Annotated in this window: 3 protein-coding genes and 1 pseudogene; 1 reads left to right on the plus strand and 3 read right to left on the minus strand. The window is 70.8% G+C overall.

The genetic code is table 11. From position 1 onward, the window contains the following. Positions 1–53 precede the first annotated feature (53 nt). Positions 54–2741, plus strand: a complete 2688-nt coding sequence (adhE, locus tag ADK57_RS36530) for a bifunctional acetaldehyde-CoA/alcohol dehydrogenase (protein ID WP_053753972.1) — start codon at positions 54–56, stop codon at positions 2739–2741. A 16-nt stretch (positions 2742–2757) separates the two neighbouring features. On the opposite strand, the gene ADK57_RS36535 is transcribed toward adhE, so the two are convergent. The 3 genes and pseudogenes from ADK57_RS36535 to ADK57_RS36545 form a co-directional block, all read right to left on the minus strand. Beyond that, positions 2758–5157 (minus strand): glycoside hydrolase family 65 protein, encoded by a 2400-nt coding sequence (locus tag ADK57_RS36535; protein WP_053753973.1) that lies wholly within the window; start codon positions 5155–5157, stop codon positions 2758–2760. A gap of 3 nt (positions 5158–5160) precedes the next feature. Then, a complete protein-coding gene (locus tag ADK57_RS36540; protein WP_053753974.1) occupies positions 5161–5871 on the minus strand; it encodes an HAD family hydrolase in 711 nt (236 codons plus the stop codon). Between the two features lie 28 nt (positions 5872–5899). Continuing rightward, a pseudogene (locus tag ADK57_RS36545) lies at positions 5900–6592 on the minus strand (phosphoketolase); the annotation flags it as partial.

The following is a 6592-nucleotide window of genomic DNA, read 5'->3' on the forward strand; positions in this document are numbered from 1 at the left end:
AAGCCGGCGGCGGAGTTCCCGGCCCGGCACCGCGACGATGGAGGCGTATTTCCATGGCCCGTCTTTCCACGGCCCGTCAGGACGACCGCAACCGGACCGCCACCGCGCCGGACTCCCGGAGCGGCCCCTCCGAGACCGCGATCGCGGTCGACCGGCTGGTCGCCAACGGACTGAAGGCCCTGGCCGACTACGAGCCGCTGACCCAGGAACAGGTCGACCACATCGTGAAGAAGGCCTCGGTCGCCGCCCTGGACCAGCACACCGCGCTGGCGCTGCTCGCGGTCGAGGAGACCGGCCGCGGGATCTTCGAGGACAAGGCCGCCAAGAACATGTTCGCGTGCGAGCACGTCACGCACAGCATGGGCCGGATGAAGACCGTCGGTGTCATAGCCCGCGACGACATCGACGACATGGTCGAGATCGCCGAGCCGGTCGGTGTGGTGTGCGCGGTCACCCCGGTCACCAACCCGACCTCCACCACGATCTTCAAGGCGCTCATCGCGCTCAAGACCCGCAATCCGGTCGTCTTCGCCTTCCACCCCGCCGCGCAGCGCTGCAGCGCCGAGGCCGCCCGGATCGTGCGGGACGCGGCTGTCGCCGCGGGCGCCCCCGAGCACTGCGTGCAGTGGATCGAGGAGCCGTCCGTCGAGGCGACCCGCACGCTGATGCACCACCCGGGCGTCTCGCTGATCCTCGCCACCGGCGGCAACGCCATGGTCAAGGCCGCCTACTCGGCGGGCAAGCCGGCCCTCGGCGTCGGCGCCGGCAATGTCCCGGCGTACGTCCACCGGAGCGCGAAGCTGCGCCGGGCGGTCAACGACCTCGTCCTGTCCAAGTCGTTCGACAACGGCATGATCTGCGCCTCCGAGCAGGCCGTCATCCTCGACGACGAGATCTACGACGCCGCGCTCGCCGAATTCCGCACCCTGCACGCCCACCTGGCCACCGCGGAGGAGAAGCGCAAGCTGGAGGCGTACCTGTTCCCGGTGAACCCCGCCGACGCCTCGAAGGGCGGCTGTGAGCCCAAGGTCAACGCCGCGGCCGTCGGCCAGAGCCCGGAGTGGATCGCGCGCCAGGCCGGGTTCACCGTGCCCGCCGGCACCTCCCTCATCCTCGTCGAGGCCGAACGGGTCGGCCCGGACGAGCCGTTGACCCGCGAGAAGCTGTGCCCCGTGCTCACCGTGCTCCGCGCGGGTTCACAGGCCCAGGGCTTCGACCTGGCAGCCGACATGGTCGCCTTCCACGGCCAGGGCCACAGTTCCGTCATCCACACCGAGGAGCCGGCGGTGGCCGAGGCCTACGGCACGCGCATGAAGACCGTGCGGGTCATCGTCAACGCGCCCTCCTCGCAAGGCGCCATCGGCGGTATCTACAACAGCCTCCTGCCGTCGCTGACGCTGGGCTGCGGTTCGTGGGGGAGCACCTCGGTGTCCAACAACGTCTCCGCCACGCAGCTGCTGAACGTCAAGCGGCTGACGACCCGGCACAACAACCTGCAGTGGTTCAAGGTCCCGCCGAAGATCTACTTCGAGCCGGGCTCCATCCGCTATCTGGCCTCGATGCCCGACGTCCACCGCGTCACCGTCGTCACCGACGCCACCATGACCGGCCTCGGCTTCGTCGACCGCATCAGCCGCGTGCTCCAGCGCCGCAGCGAGCCGGTCACCCTCCAGGTCATCGACAACGTCGAACCGGAGCCGAGCATCGACTCCGTCCGGCGCGGCGCGCGCCTGATGCACGACTTCCGCCCGGACACGATCATCGCGCTGGGCGGTGGTTCGCCGATGGACGCGGCCAAGGTGATGTGGCTCCTGTACGAGCAGCAGGCCGCCGGACACGATCTCGACTTCGCCGACATGCGGCAGAAGTTCTCCGACATCCGCAAGCGCGCCTTCCGCTTCCCGGTGCTCGGCGAACGCGCCCGCCTGGTGTGCATCCCCACCACCTCGGGAACCGGCGCGGAGGTCACCCCGTTCGCCGTCATCTCCGACCCCGCCACCGGCAAGAAGTACCCCCTCGCCGACTACGCCCTCACCCCCAGCGTGGCCATCGTCGACCCGCTGCTCACCACCGAACTGCCGCGGGCACTGGCCGCCGACAGCGGCTTCGACGCCCTCACCCACGCCATCGAGGCGTACGTGTCCGTCTACGCCAACGACTTCACCGACGGACCCGCCCTGCACGCCATCCGGCTCATCTTCGACCACCTCAAGCCGGCCGTGAACGACCGTGCGAACAGCCCCGAGGCACGGGAGAAGATGCACAATGCCGGCACCATCGCGGGCATGGCCTTCGGCAACGCCTTCCTGGGCATCGTGCACGCCATGTCGCACACCCTCGGCGCCACCTTCCACATCGCGCACGGCCGTACGAACGCGGTCCTGCTGCCGCACGTCATCCGCTACAACGGCACCGTCCCCAGCAAGCTCACGGGCTGGCCGAAGTACGAGAACTACCGTGCCCCCGAACGCTTCCAGGACATCGCCCGCACCCTGGGCCTGCCGGCCGCCACCCCGGAGCAGGGCGTCGAGTCCCTGGCCGCCGCCGTGGAACGGCTGCGTGACGCCGTCGGCATCGAACCGACCTTCCAGGCCCTCGGCGTCGACGAGCAGAAGTTCCTCAACTCCCTGCCCCAGCAGGCCATGAACGCCTACGAGGACCAGTGCGCGCCCGCCAACCCGCGGATGCCGATGCTCGACGACATGCGGGAGCTGATGCGCATGGCCTACTACGGGTCGTGACTCGGTCGCCCACCGGTCAGCGCTCGGGGAGGACGAGCGAGCAGGACTCCCCGGGCGCCACCGTGACGCTGCGGTCGGCGAGCGCGATGTCGATCGGAAACTGCGCGGAGTCGGGGACCGTGACCTGCAACTGTCCCGCGCTCAAGCGCAGTCGGACGCCCCAGTGCCCCCGGTAGCGGATCGCGAAGCCGTACTCGGACAGCTCCGGCAGGGGTACGGGGCGGAGGCACAGCGCACCGCCACGGGTCTCCAGCCCGGTCAGCCCGCGCTGTACGAGGTCCAGCGTGCCCGCCATGGCACCCAGGTGGATGCCCTCGCCCGTGGTGCCGCCCTGCAGGTCGGCGATGTCACCGGCCAGCGCCTCGTGGACGTAGGCCCAGGCATCGGTGCGTCGGGCGCGGGCCAGGATCCAGCCGTGGACGAGGCTGCTGAGCGTGGAGCCGTGGCTGGTGCGGGCCAGGTAGTAGTCGACGGTGCGCTGCCATGTGGCGTCGTCGAGTCGGTGCCCCAACCGGTCGAAGAGCTGCCGGAGTTCGGACTGCGAGAACAGGTAGCCGAGCATCAGGACATCGGCCTGCTTGGACGCCTGGTAGCGGTTGACCGTGTCGCCCTCGGCCTCCAGGATCCGGTCGAGGCGGCGGATGTCCTCGTAACGGGCCCGGTACGCCGCCCAGTCGAGTTCGGCCAGTTCGCCGTATCCCTCGAACTGGCTGATGACGCCGCCGTGGAAGGGCACGTACAGCTTCCGTGAGACGTCCTCCCACGCTTCGAGCTCGCCGGAGTCGAGGGCAGCACGCTCGAAGAGGTCCCGGCGGCGTGGTTCGGGCAGGTCGCGCAGGACGTCAAGGGTGCGGGTGAGCACCCAGGCGGCCGTGACGTTGGTGTACGTGTTGTCGTCGAGGCCCGGCCGCGCGGCGCCCGGGTAGGCCTCGTGGTACTCGTCGGGGCCGACGACGCCACGGATCCGATAGCGGCCGAGCGTCTCGTCGTAGGCCGCGAGGCCGGCCCAGAACCGGGCGATCTGCGTCAGCATCTCGGCGCCCTTGGTGTGCAGGAACTCGGTGTCGCCGGTGGCCTCGCAGTACTGCCACACGTTGTACGCGATCGCCGACCCGACGTGGTGCTGGAGCCGGGAGTGGTCCGGCAGCCAGCGGCCGGAACGCGGGTTGAGGTGGAGCTGCTGGGTCTCCTCACGCCCGTCGCTGCCGCTCTGCCAGGGATACATCGCCCCGCTGTGCCCGGCGTCGCGGGCGGCGAGACAAGCCTGTTCCAGGCGCCGGTGACGGTACGTCAGCAGAGCGCGAGACACCTCGGGGAAGTGCAGGTTCAGATACGGCAGGACGAACAGCTCGTCCCAGAAGACGTGCCCGCGATAGGCCTCGCCGTGCAGGCCGCGGGCCGGAACGCCCACGTCGAGCTCGGCGGTGTGCGGGGAGAGGGTCTGCAGGACGTGGAAGAGGTGCAGCCGCAGCACCGGGCCCGCACTGTTCGGCACGTCCAACTCGGCGTTGCGCCACAGCTGTTGCCAGGCCGTGCGATGGGAGGCGAGCAGCGCGTCGGTGCCGGGGGCGCGGCGCACCCGGTCGACGGCGGCGTGCAGCGGGTCGCTGATCGCCGGGTCGCGGGAGGTGTGCAGGGCGATCGTCTTGTCGATGGTCACGGTCCGCCCCTCGTCGAGGGACAGCCGCAGCAGGTGTACGGCCCGCTCGCTCTCGTGTGCCGTCACGTCCTCGGCCGGGCCGTCGACCGTGGTACGCGCGGCGAGCCCGACCCTGATGTCGGACGTGCTGGTGCGGCAGCGCAGCCACACCGCGTTGCCGTCCGCCGAGGTGCCCGTCTGGACGTGCGTCAGGTGGCGGTCGGCCAGCGACCGGTAGCGTTCCACGCCGGAGTTGGTGACAGAACCGTCCAGCGCCGATTCGACCTCCAGCTCCCCGGACCAGCCCTCAGCCGTGAACTCGGTGCGCAGCAGCGCCAGATGGGGATCCGCCATGTGGACGAGGCGGAGCTGGCGCACGGCGAGGCGGCGGCCGTCCTCGTCCTCGTAGCGCAGGGTGCGATCGAGCGTGCCGGAGCGGAGGTCCAGGCTCTGGCGGTGGTCCAGGAGCTTGTGGGTCTCCGGGGTGAGCCAGCCTCCCGAAGGCGTACGGAAGCGCAACGGAAGCCAGTTGGGCAGGTTGACCATGTCCTCGTTCTCGACCTGCCGCCCCGCCACCTCGGAGGTGAGCCGGTTGTAGCAGCCCGCGGCGTACGTGCCCGGGTAGTGGACGGAGTCGGCGGCACACTCGGGCAGCGCGCCGCGCGTCACGAAGTAGCCGTTGCCGAGGGCGCACAGCGACTCGCGCAGGCGCTCCTGCCCCGGGTCGTACCCCTCGTACTCCCAGGCCCAGTCGGTCCGGCCGGTCCCGTCGCGCATGTGTCAGTCCTCCGATGCGAGCAGATCGGCGAGGTCGTCGACGACGATGTCCGCGCCGTGCTCGAGCAGCGCGGTGCGGGTCTGCGGAGTGCGGGCCCGGTCCACGCCGACGACCAGGCCGAAGCCGCCGCGCCGCCCGGCCTCGACCCCCGCGAGGGCGTCCTCGACGACGGCGGTGCGGTCGGGGGGCACACCGAGTCGGCGGGCGGCCTCCAGGAAGAGGGCCGGGTCGGGCTTGCCGGGCAGGTCCAGGCGGGCTGCTTCGGCGCCGTCCACCAGCGTGTCGAAGAGGTCCCGCACTCCCGCACGTGCGATGAGTTCGGGAGCGTGGCGGGAGGCGGATGCGGCGGCCAGCGGGATCCCCGCCGCGCGCAGGGCGCGCAACAGCCGGACCGTGCCGGGGTAGGCGTCGATGCCGTGCTCGCGCAGCTGCTCGGTGAACAGGCGCTCCTTGTCGGCGGCGACGCCTTGGACCTCGGCTTCGGTGGGGCGCAGGCCACGGGACTCCAGAAAGGCCCGCGCCCCGTCGAGGCGCGACTTGCCGTCGACGTACCGCAGATAGTCGTCCCGCGCGTCGAAGGGCCGCTGCCTGGCCGGCCCTCGGCTTTCCAGGAACGCGTCGAAGGCCGTCTTCCATGCGGCGGCGTGTACCCGGGCCGAGTCGGTGATGACGCCGTCGGTGTCCAGAACCACGGCCGTTGTGTCCCGCAGCATGACGGTGAACTCCTCTGCAAGCCGTGCTTCAGGCCGTCCAGGTCCAGTCGGCGACTTCGGGCAGGTCGGTGCCGTGCTCGCGGATCCAGGTGTGATGCCGCAGCCGGGTGTCCTCCATCAACTGCCGTACGGGCGCGGCCCGGACGGCGAGCCCGGGAACGCGGTCGATGACGTCCATCACCAGGCGGTAGCGGTCGAGGTCGTTGCGGACCACCATGTCGAACGGCGTGGTGGTGGTGCCGATCTCCTTGTAGCCGCGCACGTGCAGGTTCTTGTGGCCGGTGCGGCGGTAGGCGAGGCGGTGGATCAGCCACGGGTACCCGTGATAGGCGAAGATGACGGGCTTGTCGCGGGTGAACAGGGCGTCGTACTCCGCATCCGGCATGCCGTGCGGATGTTCCTCGGCGGGCAGCAGCCGGGCCAGGTCGACGACGTTGACCACCCGCACGGCCAGCTCCGGCAGATGGGCGCGCAGCAGTTGTGCGGCGGCCAGCACCTCCAGGGTGGGGACGTCGCCCGCGCCGGCCAGCACCACGTCGGGTTCCCTGGCGCCGTCCTCGGCGCCGGCCCAGTCCCAGATGCCGGCGCCGCGTGCGCAGTGGGCGCGGGCCTGGTCCAGGGTCAGCCAGTCGAAGCAGGGCTGCTTGCCGGCCACGATCACGTTGACGTAGTCCCGGCTGCGCAGGGCGTGGTCCGCCACCGACAGCAGGGTGTTGGCGTC

Source organism: Streptomyces sp. MMG1533, assembly GCF_001279775.1.
Classification (GTDB): Bacteria; Actinomycetota; Actinomycetes; order Streptomycetales; family Streptomycetaceae; genus Streptomyces.

Excerpts from the sequence above, each read along its gene's own strand:
- ADK57_RS36540 (WP_053753974.1), bottom strand. The coding sequence starts at position 5,871 with ATGCTGCGGGACACAACGGCCGTGGTTCTGGACACCGACGGCGTCATC.
- adhE (WP_053753972.1), top strand. The coding sequence starts at position 54 with ATGGCCCGTCTTTCCACGGCCCGTCAGGACGACCGCAACCGGACCGCC.
- ADK57_RS36535 (WP_053753973.1), bottom strand. The coding sequence starts at position 5,157 with ATGCGCGACGGGACCGGCCGGACCGACTGGGCCTGGGAGTACGAGGGG.